Here is a 15,662-nt window from a genome sequence, read left to right as displayed (position 1 = left end):
GCTGTACCGCGACTCTGCTGCCTGACTGTACGGTTCGGCCCTACTCGCACGCATGATAAAAATACCGCTCCCGTCACCGGAGCCCGCACCATGGATCTCGCCACCCTCTCCCTGTTTCTGCCCGCCTGCTTTGCCTTGAACATGGCACCGGGGCCGAACAACCTGCTGTCGGTCAGTAACGCCACCCGCTATGGCTATCGTCGCGCCTGCGTGGCCGGGATCGGTCGGTTGCTGGCGTTCGCCGGAATGATCGCCCTTGCGGCGGCGGGGCTGGCAGTGATGCTGCAAACGTCCGAACTGTTGTTCTATGGGATCAAGATCATCGGCGCGGGGTATCTGCTGTATCTGGCGTGGCAACTTTGGCGGGCCAATCCTGCCGCCGAAGACGCGGTTACTGCGCCGGCGAGCGGGCTTCTGGCCCTGGCGCGTCAGGAGTTTTTAGTAGCAGCAGGCAATCCCAAAGCAATACTGATCTTCACCGCCTTCCTGCCGCAATTCGTCGACCCGGCCCGAGCCATCACTCCGCAGTTCATGCTGTTGGGCGTGCTGTTCCTGCTGCTGGAATGGATCGCCATCAGCGCCTACGCCTACATGGGCCTGCACATGCGCCGCTGGTTCGCCGAGCCGCGCGGCAAGCGGATTTTCAACCGTTGCTGCGCGGGGCTGCTGTCGGCGGCGGCTTCGGTGTTGCTGATGGCCAAACGGGCCTAAACTTCGGACGGGCCTTTGAGTTCGACCTGATTACCGTCCGGATCGAAGCAGTACAGCGACAGGCCGTAGCCCTCCGCGCCAAAACGGGTGGCGGCTTTTTCGACGGTCAGGCCGCAGGCTTGCAGATGGCTGACCAGCGCCGCTTCATCGAACGGCTCGATGCGCAGGCAGAAATGATCGACGTTGCGCCGTTCGCTACCAGCAGCGGCGCCGCCCTTGCGACCGATTTCGCCGTCGAGGTCGACCAGATCGATCATCGACGTGCCTGCGCGCAGATGCACCAGGCCGAACTTTTCGTTGCGTTTGACCACTTCGGCGCCGAAGACCCGGTCGTAGAAATCAATGCTGCGTTGCAGATCGGCAACGCGCAGCACGATGTGATCGATGTGTTGAATCGTGAACGGTGGCATACCTTCATTTCCCGAGTTGTAGCGACCCGATCACTGTAGTGCAGCGGCCCGAAAATTCACTGTCGATTTTTCGGTGGAGCCATCGAATAACTGGTTTTATCCTCGGCCCATGAACATACAGACCGCTGTCCTGCCCCCTCACGCCGAAATGGTTCGCGCCATGCTCGCAAGCGACACTGCCTATGAAGGCGTGTTCTTCACGGCCGTGAAAACCACCGGGATCTTTTGCCGCCCTACCTGCACGGCGCGCAAGCCGAAACCGGAAAACGTCGAGTTCTTCGCCCACGCTGACGACTGTCTGTCCGCCGGCTACCGCGCCTGTTTGCGCTGCAAACCGCTGGACGCCGCGGCCATCGCCCCGGACTGGGTGCAACGACTGTTGAAAGCGGTCGACGCCGATCCGGAGCTGCGCTGGAGCGATGCGCAGTTGCTCGCCGAAGGCATCGAACCGCTGAAATTGCGGCGCTGGTTCAAACAGCATTTCGGCATGACTTTCCATGCGTGGCTGCGCACCCGCCGGCTCGGTATGGCGCTGGGCGGGATCAAGCAAGGCACGTCCATCGACCACGCAGCATTCGATTCCGGCTATGAATCCCTCAGCGGTTTTCGCGATGCGTTCCAGAAGTCGTTCCACATCACGCCGGGACGCGCGGCAGCCAGCGAGCCGCTGCTGTTCACCCGGCTGACCACGCCGCTGGGGCCGATGATCGCCATGGCCGAGCGACGCGGGCTGGTGCTGCTGGAGTTTCTCGACCGTCCGGCACTGACCCGGGAAGTCGAGGAGCTGCAAAACCGCTACGGCTACTTGGTCGCACCGGGGCACAACGCGCATTTGCAGCAGATCGAAAACGAGCTGGCGCTGTACTTCGCCGGCAAGCTGAGCGAATTCAGCGTGCCGCTGCACCTGCCCGGCAGCGAGTTTGCCCGGCAGGTCTGGAGCGAACTGCGGCAAATCCCCTACGGCCACACCAGCACTTACGGCACCATCGCCGCGCGGCTGGGCAAACCCGGCGCCAGTCGCGCGGTGGGTCTGGCCAACGGGCACAATCGGCTGTCGATCGTGGTGCCATGCCATCGGGTGATCGGTGCGGACGGCTCGCTGACGGGCTATGGTGGTGGGCAACCGCGCAAGGCGTTTTTGCTTCGGCTGGAAAACGCCGCCGTGCAGCTGACGCAACCACTGGCTTTCTGAACAACCGACAAGAAGGGATCTCGATGAACGCGCTCGACACTCGGTTTCACCAGTTGCACCACGATGGCCTGCTGATCCTGACCAACGTCGCCGACGCCACGGGTGCGCGGCTGGTCGAGCAGTTGGGTGGCAAAGCCGTCGCCACCAGCAGCGCCGCTGTCGCCTGGGTCCACGGTTACCCGGACGGCAACACTCTGCCGCTGGAGCGTTTGATCAGCACCGTGGAATCGATTTCCCGGGTCATCAAGGTGCCGTTGAGCGTGGACATCGAGGCCGGTTATTCCGATGACCTCGACCGGGTTGCTGAAGTGATCGATGCGGTCATCGCGGCAGGTGCGGTCGGGATCAATATCGAAGACGGCAGCGGCACGCCGGAACTGCTGGTGCGCAAGATCGGAGTCGCGCGACAAGTGGCCGAGAAGCGCAATGTGAAGCTGTTCATCAATGCCCGCACCGACGTTTACCTCAAAGGTCTGGTGCCGGCGGAGGATCGTGTCGCCGAAACCCTGCGTCGTGCCGCGCTGTATCAGGCGGCCGGGGCGGATGGATTGTTCGCTGCCGGGGTGACGTCCGCCTACGAAATCGAAGCGATCTGCAAGGGGACGACTTTGCCGGTCAACGTTCTGGGCTTCGCTTGCCTGCCCTCTCCCGAAGAACTGATAGCCCTCGGCGTGCGCCGCTTGAGCGCCGGTTCCGGAATCGCCGAGTTCATGTACGGCGCCATGGGCTCACTGGTGAAAAGCTTTCTCGCCAGCGGCAAGCTCGACACCCATGACCTCAAGGCCCTCAGCTACGGCGAAGTCAACGGTCTGTTGAAGTAAGCCATGCCTGATCCCTACCAACCGGCCAGCGAATTTCTGGCCAGCCTCGACGCCGACTGGCAGCGCCACATTGCTGCGGTCGGTCCCTGCCTGCATCAGCCACATCCGGCGCGCGATCCCTATGAATCGCTGGTGCGGGCGATTGCCTATCAGCAACTGCACGCCAAGGCGGGCGATGCGATTGTCGGGCGGCTGGTGGGGTTGTTTCCCGGGCAGACGTTTCCGCATCCGGAGCAGGTTTTGGCGACGGACTTCGATCAATTGCGCGGTTGCGGGTTTTCGGCGGGCAAGATTGCGACGATTCAGGGGATTGCCCAGGCGACTCTGGACGGTGTGGTGCCGGATTACTCGACCGCACTGGCGATGGAGGATGAGGCGCTGATCGAACGGTTGGTCAGCCTGCGCGGGGTTGGGCGCTGGACCGTTGAGATGTTGCTGATCTACAGCCTGGAGCGGCCGGACATTCTGCCGGCCGATGACTTTGGGGTTCGCGAGGGGTATCGGCGGTTGAAGGGGCTGGAGGTGCAGCCTGCGCGCAGGCAGATGATTGAGATCGGGTTGGGGTGGAGTCCGTTTCGGACGGTGGCGGCCTGGTATTTGTGGCGGGTGCCGAAAAGCCCCTAGCTGTAGCCCTCACCCTTCGAGAGAGGGCTTTGGCTTCTTACGGGAAGATCATCTTCATCTCTCTGTCCGAATAGTTGTAGTTCCAGCGCAACTCGGTTCCCGCCGCAATATCCTCCGAAGCAAACAGCGCATTCAACATGTAGGGCCGGTTGACTAGCCGGTCGCCGATCAGCATATCCGCTTCGACTTTGAACCCGACGATCTGGACGTTATAGCCGTCCGACGCCTGGTGGATCGGTTTGCCCGAAGCGTCGTACTCGAAGTTGGTGTTGATCCGCGAAATGATGTTATCGCCAATGACCACTACCGGCTCTTCAATGAGTTTTCCCGCACCATAATGCACGTAGGAACCGGCGAGCATGGTGAACGTCTGTTCTTCACGCCGCACCAGACGCACCGGGCTGAGCGTCCCGCCGTAGAGGCCGAGCGCCTCGCCCTTGGCGATTCGCTTGTTGGCCACCACCATAAGTTGTCCGATCAGCGCTTTCTCGCCCGGGACCTTCATGTCGGCCTCGGTAAAGGTGCGCAGCTCGAGCTTTTCTTCGTAGAGTCTGGCGACGTCTTCATAACCTTCGAATTTGATGTACGGCTTGATCGGCCCCGAGTGGAACTGCTCACCCGTAGTCAGAGTGACCAAGGTTTCCAGCTTGCGGATCCGCACCGGCCTGCCCAGGGTATCGCGCAGCGGGTATTTGCCGTTGTTGGCCCGGTCGTATGAGCCCAGTCGATTGCCCCGGAAGGAATAGCGCACTTCATCGCGCATGGTCGCCAGTTCCTGCCCTGTATAGGGCTTGACCGGCATCGATTCGGAGGCAAGCTCGAATTCGTCGTCTGAGTCGTCCGCACGAGCCCGTCCCTCGTCGCCCTCCGGATGCGGCATGGCCTCCAATGTCGAGGTGGCTTCGCTTCGCGGGTCGGGGGTGCGAAAACGGTCGGTGGCAAATTCTTCCAGCGGGTGCCAGCGCTTGCCGTCGCTGTCGCGCTCCAGCACCGGGCCGGAAGGGTTGAGTTCGCTGGCCAGCCTGGCCCGGTGCAGACCGGTTTGCGGATCGGTGCCAACCTGGACAATGCCTTGACCGGGCAATTCGGCGAACTGACGCCCCTTGAACGACCTGAAGCCGTCGACGTCGATGTCTGTCAGTCGACTCGCCGCCGGCACGTGGTACGCCTCCAGCGGCTTTTGCCCGACAGTAAGCGCAACTTCCACCACCGGCAGTGCATCGCGAAGGGTGATCGATGACGGAGGGCTGACGACCTCTGCGCCGCTGTGATGGGGCGTCCGCACACCATCGGGAAATGCGTGCGGCTCTGGCAGAGTAATGTGGAGATCCGGTCGGATCGCCGGGCCCGACACAGAGCCATCGGTGGAAGGTTTCAGATGAATATCGACCGAGCCGGAGCCCTTGGTCAGCGGTTTGATTGGCATGTTTTTCTTCCTTGAAAAGTGGCCGTCCCGGATCCTGAAAATGAGAACCCGAAACGGTATCCGGCGTCATTGCCGGTTCAGATCCATGGCGAAAAAACTACCAGACTCACCCCTGCCCGCCCACGCACAAACCGCTTCAAGATGATTCCCGGCACCCGTTCACAACCCTGACTTCAACCGGCTGAATGCCCGAATCAACGCCCGGTTGAACGCCTTGCCATTGTCATTCTTGCTGTACAGCGAAGCCCTAACCGCCTGCGGTGGATAGGTCCCCGGATCATTGCGAATCGCCGGATCGATCAAGCCATCCGCCGCCGTGATCGCGTTGGCGTAGTGAATGGTGTCGGTGATCGGTGCAATCACCTCGGGCGTCATCAGGTAATCCATCAGTGCCAATCCGGCCTCGGGGTGCGGTGCATCCTTGGGAATGACCATGGCATCGAACCAGATCAGCGTGCCCTCCTTCGGAATCCGGTAATTCAACTTGAACGGTTTTTTCGCCGCTTCAGCCTGACCCGCCGCGATGGCAACGTTGCCGTTCCACGACATCGCCACGCAGGTGTTGCCGTTGGCCAGGTCGCTGATGTTCAGGTCATTGTCGAAGTAGCGGATGTACGGGCGGATCTTCGCCAGTTGTTGCTCAGCGAGCTTCAGGTCGTCGAGGCTCTGGCGGTTGATGTCCAGGCCCATGTACTTCATGACCGCCGCGAACACTTCGTTCGGATCGTTGAGCAGGCTCACCCCGCAATCGGCGAATTTCGACACCACCGCCGGATCGAACAGCATCGCCCAGCTGTCCCTCTGCGCGTCCGGCAGACGCTGCTTCACGGCCTCCTCCTGATAGCCAACGCCGGTGGTGCCCCAGGCGTAGATTCCGGCGTAGCGGTTGCCCGGATCGAACACCGCCATGTGCTGACGGAACTCCTCGCCGACTCCGGCAAAGTGCGGGAGCTGCTGCTTGTTCAACGTCTGGATCGCGCCGCTCTCGATGGCCCGCGACAGGTGCTGGCCGGCGGTCAGCACCAGGTCGTAGCCGCTGCGGCCGGTGAGCAGTTTGGTCTCGACGGTTTCCAGTGAATCGAAGTGATCGGCGACCACCCGAATTCCGGTTTTCGCCTCGAAATTCTTCAGGGTATCCGGGGCCAGGTATTCGCCCCAGATGTACAGATTGACTACCGGTTTCGCCGTCTCGGCAGCCTGCACACACAGGGGTGCAAGCACCAGCAATAACGCTTTACTCAGTTTGTGCAGGCCCATGGTCAGGCTCCTTTTTTCTGGCCGGCGTATTGCGGCATGGTGATGCACGCGACGTTGCCGCCACCGAGCAGGATTTCCCGGGAGTTTTCGATGCCGACGATCTTGTGCTGCGGGAACAGCTCGGCAAGGGTCGCCAGCGCCACCTGATCGTTGCGATCACCGAACAGCGGCACCACGATCGAACTGTTGCCGGCGTAGTAGTTGATGTACGAGGCACAGATTTTGGTGCCGGCCTGGCGGGTGTGAGTGCTGTCCTGCTGATCGAGGCCTTCGGCTTCTTCGGCGGTCCACTCCAGCACGTCCGGTTGCGGCAGCTTGTGCACGATCAGTTCGCGGCCACGGCTGTCGCGGGTGCTGCGCAGGATGTCGTAGGCCTCCTGATAGATTTCCCACTGCGGATCGTCGCGGTTGTCGGTCCATTGCAGCACCACTTCGCCGGGGCGCACGAAGCACGCGAGGTCGTCGACATGGCCGTCGGTTTCGTCAAACTTGCAACCGCGTGGCAGCCAGATCACTTGCTCGGCGCCGAGGTAATCGGTCAGCCCGCGGGTGACTTCGTCCTTGCCCAGGTGCTGGTTGCGATTGCGGTTGAGCAGGCATTGCTCGGTGGTGAGGATGCTGCCCTGGCCGTCGCTCTGGATGCCGCCGAGTTCGGCAATCAATGGCGCGCGATAGCGGTCGAAGCGTTCGATTTCGAGGATCTTGCTGGCGATCTGGTCGTCCTTGTCCCACGGGTAGTAGAGCCCGCCGTCGAGGCCGCCGTAGGCGTTGAATTCGAAGTCGACGCCACGCACTTCACCGCTCTGGTCGTTGACCACAAAGCACGGGCCGCTGTCGCGAAACCAGGTGTCGTTGCAGGTCATCTCCACCACCCGCACTTGCGGCGGCAACTGGCGGCGGGCGGTGGCGAACTGGGAGGCCGAAGCGCAGACCGTCACCGGTTCACTGTGGGAGATCGCGGTGACGATCTGCACCCAGACTTTCTGCGCCGGCTTGGCGCCGTTGCGCCAGACGTCGGTGCGCTCCGGCCAGCCGAGCCAGCAACCGGACTTGGCTTCGAATTCGCCGGGCAGACGGAAGCCGTCCTGTTTCGGGGTGGAGTTGAGCAAACGTGCCATGGTCAAACCTCGTCATCGGGATGGGAATGACCTCAGGCTACGGTCGCGAGCGGTCGGCTCGCCAACGATGATTATTTCGGAACAGTTGAATTCAACTCATCAATCCGCCAGCTGATCGTTGAACCATTCCAGCATCTGCGCCACCGCCGGGCGCTCCAGACGCACCCGCTCGCAGACCAGCGCATATTGGCCCAGCGCAGTCATGCTGGAGGTGAACGGGCGCACCAGACGCCCGCTCTGCAAGTCTTCCTGCGCCGTGAGGTTGTCACCCATTGCCACGCCCTGCCCTTGTGCCGCCGCCTCCAGCGCCAGGCCGGCGTGGGCGAAATACAACTGGCGTTCCGGGCGCAAATCGCCGGCATGGCTGGTGAGCCACGCCGTCCAGGTCTTGCCGTCCTGATCGTCGTGCAGCAGACAGTGCCGGGCCAGGTCCTTCGGGGTTTTCAGGTTGCCCTGGTTGAACAGGCCGGGGCTGCACACGGGGAAGAACTGCAACGCCGGCAACGGGCGGACGAAGTACGCGCTGCTGTCCACCGGGCCGGTGCCGTAGGTGATCGCCAGATCGATGTCTTCGCCGGGCGCGGTGGCATCGATCGGTTGTTCGTAGAGGTGCAAGGTGATGTGCGGATAACGCGCGTAGAAATCGGTGAGACGGTTCATCAGCCATTTCTGCGCCAGCTCCGCCGTGACCGCCAGCCGCAACACGGCGAGCGAGGACGGATCACGCAATTCATCGCAGGCATCGCCGATCAGTTCGAAGGCCTGTTGCAGGCTCTGCATCAGTCGCCCGGCGGCGATGGTCGGGCGAATCTGCCGGCCCTCGCGGATGAACAGCGACACGCCCAGTTGCTCTTCGAGCTGGCGGATCTGATGGCTGACGGCGCTGTCGGTGACGCACAGCTCGGCGGCGGCACGACCGAAATGCGCGTGACGGGCAGCGCATTCGAAGGTTCGCAGGGCGGCCAGTGAAGGTAGTCGGCGCATGGGTTGAGTCCCTTTTTTTGCGGACATGCTGACCTTCGGATTCGTGGGCGTCCAGTTGTACCGCGTTATCGTTCATCGCGAGCAAGCTCGCTCCCACAGGTTTTGCGGTGTGCCCCCAATCTTTCAAACTCTGAATAACCCTGTGGGAGCGAGCTTGCTCGCGATAGCGGCGGCACAGGCGCAACATTTCTTCTAGGCTGAGCTGCATCGACAAAGCCCAACCGGAGGCCACTCATGCACCTCGAAGGCTCCTGCCACTGCGGCGCGGTTTCATTCACCCTCGACAGCGCCCACCCCTACCCTTATCAGCGCTGCTACTGCTCGATCTGCCGCAAGACCCAGGGCGGTGGCGGCTTTGCGATCAACCTCGGCGGCGACGCGGCCAGCCTCAAGGTGCGCGGGCGCAAACACATCACGATCTACCACGCGAAAATGAAAGACGAAGGCGATGCCCGCGCCCACCGCAGCACCGCCGAGCGACACTTCTGCTCGCTGTGCGGCAGCGGTCTGTGGCTGTTCAGCCCGGAGTGGCCGGAGCTGGTCCACCCGTTCGCCTCGGCCATCGACACACCGCTGCCGGTGCCGCCGGAACACACCCATCTGATGCTCGGCTCCAAGGCACCGTGGGTCGAAGTGCAAGCGAGCGCCAGGGATCAGCAGTTCGAGGTCTACCCCGAAGAATCCATCGCCCAGTGGCATGAACGCCTTGGCCTGACTCGCTGAGCATCGATTCCGTTTATTTTTCAGACCCCGGTTCCCTTTTGCATCGCTCGTTCGGTTAACCCACCAGAAGCACTTCAACTACCGATCGATTCGATGCAAAGGGATCTCCATGTCGCACGTCCGTTTCCGTTTTGCCTTACGCCCGCTGACGCTGGCTGTTGTGAGTTTTGCCGCCACCGCCCACGCCGCTGAAGTCCCGACCAAAAAAGAAACCCTGCAACTGGGCGCGACCAATATTTCCGCCCAGGGCCTGGGGGCGACCACCGAAGGCACGCAGTCCTACACCACCGGCGCGACGTCCTCGGCCACCGGCCTGCCATTGTCGCTGCGCGAAACCCCGCAATCGGTGACGGTGATCACCCGTCAGCAAATGGACGACCGTGGCGTACAGAGCATCGGCGATGCGTTGCGCAACACACCGGGCATTTCGACCCAGAAATACGACAGCGACCGCACCGAGTTTTCCGCTCGCGGTTTTGCCATCACCAACTTTCAGTACGACGGCGTCAACCTGCCCTACGACGGCGTCTACGGCGAGAACCCGAACAACGGCGACGACGCCTCCAGCATCGACCGTGTGGAAGTGATCAAGGGCGCCACCGGCCTGATGACCGGCTCTGGTGATCCGTCGGCCACGGTCAATTTGATCCGCAAGAAGCCGACCAAAGAGTTCAAGGCCTCGATCAGCGGCACCGTCGGTTCGTGGGATGCCTACCGCACCGTCGGTGATATTTCCGGCTCGCTGACCGATTCGGGCAATGTGCGCGGGCGTTTTGTCGGTGCGTATTCAGACAAGAATTCCTACCTCGATCACTACAGCCAGAAGAAGGATCTGTTCTACGGCATCCTCGAAGCCGACCTGACCGACGACACCCTGCTGACCTTCGGCATCGACAAGTCCAGCACCACCCCGCGCGGCACCTCGTGGACCGGCAACCCGGTGTATTTCGCCGACGGCGGCCGCACCGAGTTCCCGCGTCACTTCAACAACGGCGCCGACTGGAGCCGTCGTGATTTCGACAACATCACCTACTTCGCCTCGCTGGAACAGGCGCTGGCCAACGACTGGAAATTCAAGGTCAGCCTCGACCAGAAGACCACCGATCACGACACTCGACTGGCCTCGGCCAGCGGCGGCAACCCGGATCGCGCCACCGGCGAAGGCATGTTCCTGTACTGGGGCCGCTGGGAAGGTCATCGCGTGCAGAACACCGCTGACGTCAACGTCTCCGGCCCGTTCACCCTCGGCGGCCGCGAGCATGAGCTGATCGCCGGCGTGATGACTTCGCACTCGCGCCAGACCGGTTCGACCTACGACACCAGCGCTTTCGAACTCGTACCCGGCAGCATCTACGACTGGAACGGCGACCTGCCGAAACAGGACTTCCCGAAGAACGGCAAATACGAACGCACCCAAAGCCAGAACGGCGTTTATCTGGCCACCCGCCTGCACCCGACCGACGATTTGTCGGTGATCCTCGGCAGCCGCCTGAGCACTTTCAAATACAACGAAGACTACCGCTACAACGCCGGCGCCGGCCTGAGCGACACGCATGCCAGCTACAAGGAACACGGCGTGGTCACGCCGTACGCCGGGCTGGTCTACGACCTCGACGACACCTATTCGGTGTACGCCAGCTACACCAGCATCTACCAGCCGCAAACCTACAAGGACATCAACGGCTCGACCCTGGCCCCGGTGGAAGGCGACAGCTATGAAGCCGGTCTGAAAGCGGCGTACTTCGACGGTCGCCTGAACGCCAGCCTGGCGTTCTTCCGCATCGAACAGGACGGCGTCGCCGAGTCGATCGGCACCAACGCCGTCACCAACGAAGGCATCTACAAAGCCATCGACGGCGCCACCACCAAGGGCGTCGAGCTGGAACTGGCCGGCGAACTGGCCGACGGCTGGAACGTCTCCGCCGGCTACACCTACGCCCGCACCCGCGATGCCGACGAAGAGCGGATCTACGGCTACCCGCTGTCCACCACCAAACCGGAACACGTGGTGCGCACCTTCACCACCTATCGCCTGCCGGGCATGCTCGACAAGGTCACCGTCGGTGGCGGCATCAGCTGGCAGAGCGCGTTCTACGGCAAGATTTACAGCGCGCCGGCCGGCGATTACACGCGCATCAAACAGGGCGGCTACACCCTGGTCGACCTGATGACCCGCTATCAGTACAACGAACACCTTAGCTTCACCGTCAACGCCAACAACGTGTTCGACAAGAAGTACCTGACGGGTCTGGGCAACTTCGACACCACGTTCTACGGCGAGCCGCGAAACCTGATGCTCACCACCAAGTGGGACTTCTGATTCAGCGCAACCGGCGGCTTCACAGTCTTTGACAGTTTCCCGACAAAGCTGCCAAAGATTGCCGGCCGCCACCTCACTAGCATGGGCGCATCCAACCTCCCCCTCGGGTGCCCCATGCCGGTTTCGTTACGCACATTTTCGCTGTCCCTGACCTCCCTCTGCCTGCTGCTGCCGGGCGACTCGCTGCGCGCCGAAGACTGGCACGCCACCCTGCGCGCCGGTGCCGCCAGTGCGCCGCGTTACAGCGGCAGTGATGAGCGGGTGGTGGCGCCATTGGTGGGCGTGGAAATTGTCAGCCCTTACGGCGTGTTTCTCGACAGCAGCCGGGGCCTCGGCTGGGGCTTCGACGAAGAGGATTTCGGCCTCAGCGTCTACGTCGGCGCCACCGACGTGCGCAAGGATCGCAAGACCGGATTCAAGGGCTCGGACGAACTCAACGGCATGGGCTCGATCAAGTCGCGCCCGGTGATCGGGCTCGACGGCACGTATCACATGGGCCCGCTCATCCTCGGCGCAAGTTTCGAGCATGCGCTGGAAAAGGACGACGATGACCACGACACCGGATCGTCGTGGAACCGCCTCAAGCTGAGCATCAGCGCGCCGTTCTACGAAGGGCGTTACGGCAAAGTCACTGGCGGCCTCAACAGCCAGTTCGGCGACAGCAATTACATGCGCACCTGGTACGGCGTCAGCGACGCCCAGGCCTCGCGCAGCCAGTTCCGCGCGTACAAGGCCCGAGCCGGGTTGGTCAGTCGCGGTGCGGACCTGACCTGGTCGTTGCCGCTGGATGAGCAATGGAGCGTGTCGACCGTTCTGGCGGTGCAGTACCTGAGCCACGAAGCGGCCGACAGCCCGATTGTCGAGCGCCGGTTGCAGACCTCAATCGCCGGGCAAGTGGTCTACACCTTTTGATCGCGCTCAGAACAGCTCGCTGAACGGGATAAAACGTAGCGGATCGCCCCTCTGCAAGGTGCAATTCTCGGGGATTTCCACCAGCCCGTCGGCCCAGGTCGCACCGAGCAGAACCCCGGAACTCTGGTTCGGATACAGCGCCGCCTGCCCGCCCTCCAGACGCACGCGCAGGTATTCACGACGGCTGCCGGGTTTCGGCCAGTCGAAACCGGCATTGACCGTGAAACTCAGCGGCATCACCTCTTCCACGCCTTGAATGCGCAGCAGGTACGGGCGCGCCAGCAGGCCGAAGGTCACCAGCGCCGAGGTCGGATTGCCTGGCAGGCCGATCACCGGCACCGTGCCGAAATGCCCGATCGTCAGCGGTTTGCCGGGTTTGATCGCGAGTTTCCACAGCAGCGGTTTGCCATTGTCACGCAGCACCTGGCCGAGGCAGTCGGCGTCACCGGCAGACACGCCGCCCGTAGTCAGAATCAGATCGGCCGCCACTTGCAGTTGCTCAAGTTTGAGCCGGGTCTGCGCCGGACGATCGGGAAGAATCCCGGCATCGATCACTTCGCAACCCAGTTCGCGCAACCAGTGGTCGAGCAAAGTGCGGTTGCTGTTGTAGATGCTGCCGGGACGCAGCGGTTGCCCTGGTTCCACCAGTTCATCACCAGTCGACAGCAATGCCACGCGCGGACGACGCACCACCGGCAAATGAGTCATGCCCTGCCCCGCCGCCACCGCCAGTTCGAACGGGCCGAGGCGTTTGCCAGCGCGCAGCAAGGTGTCGCCGACGCGGTTCTCCTGGCCCTGGGCGCGGATATTCTGGCCGACTTTCAGCGGTTGCAGGAAACGGACGCGTCCGTCTTCGAGCACTTCGACGTTTTCCTGCATCTCCACGCAATTGGCGCCATTGGGCAACGGCGCCCCGGTAAAAATCCGTGCGCAAGTGCCGGGCAGCAAGGCGTCCGGCGCCAGTCCGGCGTAGACCCGTTGTGAAACGCTCAATGGCTGGCGATGCAGGTCGGCGAGGTTCAAGGCGTAACCATCCATGGCGCTGTTCGGCCACGGCGGCAGATCGAGTGTGGCGACCAGATCGCTGGCCAGCACTCGGCCGCGTGCCTCATTGAGCGCCACTGATTCGCTGTCCGGCAGACGTTGTTCATCGGCCATCGCCAACAGTTGGTCGAGGGCGTCCTCGACCGGCATCAAACCCGGCTTGCTCATCCGCGCGGCCCGCAGGCTTGCACCGGTTTGAGGTGCGGAACGAAGTTGCACGGGCGATGGCGGTTATCCAGTTGTTCAGCAAGGATGCCTTCCCACGCGGTGCGGCAGGCGCCGGTGGAACCCGGCAGGCAGCACACCAGCGTGCCGTTGGACAGGCCCGCCAGCGCGCGGCTTTGTACGGTCGAGGTGCCGATGTCGAGAATCGAGATGGCGCGGAACAGCTCGCCAAAGCCATCGATCTGCTTGTCCAGCAGGCAGGCCACGGCTTCCGGAGTGCTGTCGCGGCCAGTGAAACCGGTGCCGCCGGTGATCAGCACCACTTGAATGTTGTCGTCGGCGATCCACTGCGCGACCTGGGCGCGGATCTTGTACAGGTCGTCCTTGAGCAGATTGCGCTCGCTCAAGGTGTGGCCGGCCTCCAGCAAGCGGCTGACCAGCAACTGGCCGGAGGTGTCGCTGGCGTAATCGCGGGTATCGCTGACCGTCAGCACGGCAATATTCAGGGGAACGAACAAGGCATCCGATTTAACACTCATGGCACTCTCCGGCCGTCGTCAATTCAATGGATGACGAGCCTAAGTGCCGCTTGTGAGGACTGTCTAATCACTCTGGCCAACCACACTATCGACCTGCTCTATCGGTGATTTTTTTCAGCCCCTCGACCGCTGTCCGGCCCAATGAAACCGGGCGTCATCGAAACCCTCGATAAGCTCTTAAACACTGCCGATTGGACGAAAAAAGCCCTCGATGGGATCGTCGCTCCCTGCGCTTTCCGTGCGCCGTACGCATCTGCGTCAATACTCAATCAAAATTCCTTATCGAGCAGGTGCCGTCGTGGACATCAAACAACTCAAGTTCCTGATCGCGCTGGACGAAACCCGCCACTTCGGCCAGGCCGCCGCGCGCTGCCACATCACCCAGCCGACCCTGTCGATGCGCCTGCGCAATCTGGAAGACGAGCTGGATCTGGTGCTGGTCAATCGCGGCCAGCGCTTCGAAGGTTTCACCCAGGCCGGCGAGCGCGTACTGGCCTGGGCCCGAACGTTGCTGGCCGCCCACGACGGGCTGTTCGCCGAAGCCGCTGCTTGCCGCGGGCAACTGGTCGGTAGCCTGCGCCTGGGGCTGGTGCCGCTGAGCAACTTCAATCCGGTCAATTACATTCAGGGTTTGTCCGGGACTTATCCGGAGCTGAAATACAGCCTGTCGTCGCTGAGTTCGGACGAGATCATCGAGGGCCTGGGCAACAATCAGCTGGACCTGGGCGTGTGTTATCTGGACCACGTCAACCCGAACTATTTCGAGTTCTTCGAGATTGGCGAAACCCGCGTCGGCCTGCTCTACGACACCCGTCACTTCCATTTCGATGGCCCGGAAATGAGCTGGGAAGACGCCGCCGAACTGCCGCTGGGGATGATCACCACCGGCATGCACTATCGAAAATCCATCGACCTGAGTTTCCGCAGTCGCGGGCTTAATCCGCAGCCGATCATGGAAAGCGACTCGACCTATCAACTGCTGCAGGCGATTCACCAGGGTTTCTGCTGCTCGATCATGCCGCTGGACAGCGGTCTGGAGGAGCCGATCGAACACCTGGCCTTCATCAACCTGCCGGATGCCAGCGTGCTCGCGCCGCTGGGGCTGGTGATGCGCAAGACCGAACCGCGCTCGGCGATTGCCGAGAAGTGTTTTGCCGAGGCGCGCAAGATGTTCGGGATCGAGGCGCCTGCCGTTTAAATCATTGCGCTTCAGTCCACCTTCGCGAGCAAGCTCGCTCCCACATTGTTTCGTGGCGCTCACAGATATGTGGCGTGACTCGATACCTGTGGGAGCGAGCTTGCTCGCGAAGGGGCCGGAACGGTGATCGACCAATCCAATCACTGCATCGGAACAAGCGATTGGACGCACTTTTCCCTGCCCCGTAGCCTGACCCCACTTCAGCGCTTCGGGGATTT

At 62.2% G+C, this 15,662-nt stretch carries 15 protein-coding genes; 8 read left to right on the top strand and 7 right to left on the bottom strand.

All coding sequences use genetic code 11. From position 1 onward, the window contains the following. Positions 1–90 precede the first annotated feature (90 nt). Positions 91–711 carry a LysE family translocator gene (locus tag AC1Q9F_RS17725; protein ID WP_492620490.1) on the top strand — a complete coding sequence of 207 codons (621 nt, stop codon included), beginning with the start codon at positions 91–93 and terminating at the stop codon, positions 709–711. On the opposite strand, the gene AC1Q9F_RS17720 is transcribed toward AC1Q9F_RS17725, so the two are convergent. Then, positions 708–1,121: a VOC family protein gene (locus AC1Q9F_RS17720; RefSeq protein WP_339490063.1), complete on the bottom strand. Its 414-nt coding sequence runs from the start codon at positions 1,119–1,121 to the stop codon at positions 708–710. The two genes, AC1Q9F_RS17725 and AC1Q9F_RS17720, sit on opposite strands and share 4 nt — an antisense overlap. A 109-nt stretch (positions 1,122–1,230) precedes the next feature. Between AC1Q9F_RS17720 and AC1Q9F_RS17715 the strand changes: the two genes are divergently transcribed. From AC1Q9F_RS17715 to AC1Q9F_RS17705, 3 genes are read left to right on the top strand one after another with little or no spacing between them, the layout of a single operon-like run. Continuing rightward, a complete protein-coding gene (locus AC1Q9F_RS17715; RefSeq protein ID WP_492620489.1) occupies positions 1,231–2,313 on the top strand; it encodes a bifunctional transcriptional activator/DNA repair enzyme AdaA in 1,083 nt (360 codons plus the stop codon). A 23-nt stretch (positions 2,314–2,336) separates the two neighbouring features. Beyond that, positions 2,337–3,134 carry an isocitrate lyase/PEP mutase family protein gene (locus tag AC1Q9F_RS17710; RefSeq protein ID WP_492620488.1) on the top strand — a complete coding sequence of 266 codons (798 nt, stop codon included), beginning with the start codon at positions 2,337–2,339 and terminating at the stop codon, positions 3,132–3,134. A 3-nt stretch (positions 3,135–3,137) separates the two neighbouring features. Further along, positions 3,138–3,758 carry a DNA-3-methyladenine glycosylase family protein gene (locus tag AC1Q9F_RS17705; protein WP_492620487.1) on the top strand — a complete coding sequence of 207 codons (621 nt, stop codon included), beginning with the start codon at positions 3,138–3,140 and terminating at the stop codon, positions 3,756–3,758. Positions 3,759–3,795: 37 nt separating this feature from the next. On the opposite strand, the gene AC1Q9F_RS17700 is transcribed toward AC1Q9F_RS17705, so the two are convergent. The 4 genes from AC1Q9F_RS17700 to AC1Q9F_RS17685 all read right to left on the bottom strand — a co-directional run bounded on the left by AC1Q9F_RS17700 (position 3,796) and on the right by AC1Q9F_RS17685 (position 8,543). After that, complete coding sequence (locus tag AC1Q9F_RS17700) at positions 3,796–5,184, bottom strand: hypothetical protein (RefSeq protein WP_492620486.1); 1,389 nt, start codon at positions 5,182–5,184, stop codon at positions 3,796–3,798. Between the two features lie 159 nt (positions 5,185–5,343). Then, entirely contained in the window at positions 5,344–6,441 is a 1,098-nt protein-coding gene (locus tag AC1Q9F_RS17695) for an extracellular solute-binding protein (RefSeq protein WP_492620485.1), read from the bottom strand. Positions 6,442–6,443: 2 nt separating this feature from the next. After that, positions 6,444–7,559, bottom strand: a complete 1,116-nt coding sequence (gene aguA / locus AC1Q9F_RS17690; protein WP_492620484.1) for an agmatine deiminase — start codon at positions 7,557–7,559, stop codon at positions 6,444–6,446. 99 nt (positions 7,560–7,658) lie between these two features. Next, entirely contained in the window at positions 7,659–8,543 is an 885-nt protein-coding gene (locus AC1Q9F_RS17685) for a LysR substrate-binding domain-containing protein (protein ID WP_102621920.1), read from the bottom strand. Positions 8,544–8,777: 234 nt separating this feature from the next. Here AC1Q9F_RS17685 and AC1Q9F_RS17680 point away from each other — a divergent pair, with 234 nt between their 5' ends. The 3 genes from AC1Q9F_RS17680 to AC1Q9F_RS17670 all read left to right on the top strand — a co-directional run bounded on the left by AC1Q9F_RS17680 (position 8,778) and on the right by AC1Q9F_RS17670 (position 12,498). After that, positions 8,778–9,266, top strand: coding sequence for a GFA family protein (locus AC1Q9F_RS17680; protein WP_492620483.1), 489 nt, complete (start codon positions 8,778–8,780; stop codon positions 9,264–9,266). A 109-nt stretch (positions 9,267–9,375) separates the two neighbouring features. After that, positions 9,376–11,586: a TonB-dependent siderophore receptor gene (locus AC1Q9F_RS17675; protein ID WP_492620482.1), complete on the top strand. Its 2,211-nt coding sequence runs from the start codon at positions 9,376–9,378 to the stop codon at positions 11,584–11,586. A gap of 114 nt (positions 11,587–11,700) precedes the next feature. Next, positions 11,701–12,498, top strand: coding sequence for a MipA/OmpV family protein (locus AC1Q9F_RS17670; RefSeq protein WP_492620481.1), 798 nt, complete (start codon positions 11,701–11,703; stop codon positions 12,496–12,498). A 6-nt stretch (positions 12,499–12,504) separates the two neighbouring features. Here the strand turns inward: AC1Q9F_RS17670 and AC1Q9F_RS17665 are convergent, their stop codons facing one another. Then, positions 12,505–13,710, bottom strand: coding sequence for a molybdopterin molybdotransferase MoeA (locus AC1Q9F_RS17665; RefSeq protein WP_492620480.1), 1,206 nt, complete (start codon positions 13,708–13,710; stop codon positions 12,505–12,507). Further along, positions 13,707–14,246, bottom strand: a complete 540-nt coding sequence (gene moaB, locus AC1Q9F_RS17660) for a molybdenum cofactor biosynthesis protein B (RefSeq protein WP_085608999.1) — start codon at positions 14,244–14,246, stop codon at positions 13,707–13,709. Before moaB ends, AC1Q9F_RS17665 begins: the two co-directional genes overlap by 4 nt. A 298-nt stretch (positions 14,247–14,544) precedes the next feature. Between moaB and AC1Q9F_RS17655 the strand changes: the two genes are divergently transcribed. Further along, positions 14,545–15,444: a LysR family transcriptional regulator gene (locus AC1Q9F_RS17655; RefSeq protein WP_492620479.1), complete on the top strand. Its 900-nt coding sequence runs from the start codon at positions 14,545–14,547 to the stop codon at positions 15,442–15,444. The last annotated feature ends 218 nt before the right edge of the window (positions 15,445–15,662 follow it).

The sequence above is a fragment of the Pseudomonas sp. GW823-FHT04A03 genome (genome assembly GCF_058796615.1).
This window is presented reverse-complemented; position numbering and strand designations above follow the sequence as displayed.